Below are 962 nucleotides of genomic sequence, written 5' to 3'. Positions count from 1 at the left end.
CAACCCCGCACAAGCAGAGTTAGACGGTTCGGGGGGCGACGATATTTTAAATACCCCCCCCCCCGGCGGCCCGGCCGGCGCCCGCGCGGCCGGCCCCCCCCCGCGGCGTGAATCAGCCTGCCGAGCCGGGGATTCCGGGCAGGACGGCCGAACCGGTCGACGGCGGCGGCGGGCCGCTGGAGCCGAGGTCGGCATCGAAGGAGCCGGTGCCGCTACCGAAGTCGGCGTCGACCGAGCCCAGTGAGCTGCCGGTGGGCGGGCCGATCTCGACCGAACCGGAGGGGAGTAGGTCCCAATCGATACCGCCGACGGCGGTGGCGGTGCCGCCGGTGCCGAGTACGGCGCCCGCGGCGAGCACGGCCAGCAGGCCTGCCCGGGTGGTGGACTTACGGATGGACATGGGGTGATACCTCCGAGCGCTTCGCTGTGATAGCGCTCATACAGTATCTGAAATATGACAGTTTCATACCTGCGATGGCCGGCCGACTTCCATCTGCACGCGATAGCGGTCGGCGCGGTACCAGCTCTGGGTGTGCTCGATCGGCACCTCGGCGCTGAACGACACCCGGTCGAAATGCAGGACGGGAGCGCCCTTCTTGACGCCGAGCAGCAGCGCGACGCCGGACTCGGCGGCCTGGGCGTCGACGGTCTGCACGGCCCGCTCGATGGGTCGGCCGTAGCGGTCGGCGGTGGTCCGGTAGATCGAGCCGGTGAGATCGTGCGAGATCAGGCCGGGTAGCAGTTCGGGATTGAACCAGGCGTCGTCGACGCTGACCGGCTCCTCGTCGGCCAGCCGCAGCCTGCGCACGTGATAGGCGCGCGCGTCCAGGGGTATCCGCAGCGCGCGGGCGGTGGCCTCCGGTGGCACCGCTTCCTCGGCGACCAGCACCAGGGTGGTGGGCTGATGCCCGAGCGCGCGCATCTCCTCGGTGAACGAGGCCAGGTGCAGTCGTGACTGCACC

Annotated in this window: 2 protein-coding genes; both read right to left on the bottom strand. The window is 70.3% G+C overall.

All coding sequences use genetic code 11. The features are described from left to right. Positions 1 to 112: 112 nt before the first annotated feature. On the bottom strand, positions 113 to 400 hold the full coding sequence (locus ACFWPJ_RS14975; protein WP_378851429.1) for a hypothetical protein: 288 nt from the start codon (positions 398 to 400) through the stop codon (positions 113 to 115). 63 nt (positions 401 to 463) lie between these two features. Further along, a partial coding sequence (locus ACFWPJ_RS14970; RefSeq protein WP_378851426.1) for a GntR family transcriptional regulator occupies positions 464 to 962 on the bottom strand: 499 nt, incomplete at its 5' end.

Origin of the sequence: Nocardia sp. NPDC058497, from assembly GCF_042720195.1 — a bacterium.
Lineage (GTDB): Bacteria > Actinomycetota > Actinomycetes > Mycobacteriales > Mycobacteriaceae > Nocardia.
This window is presented reverse-complemented; position numbering and strand designations above follow the sequence as displayed.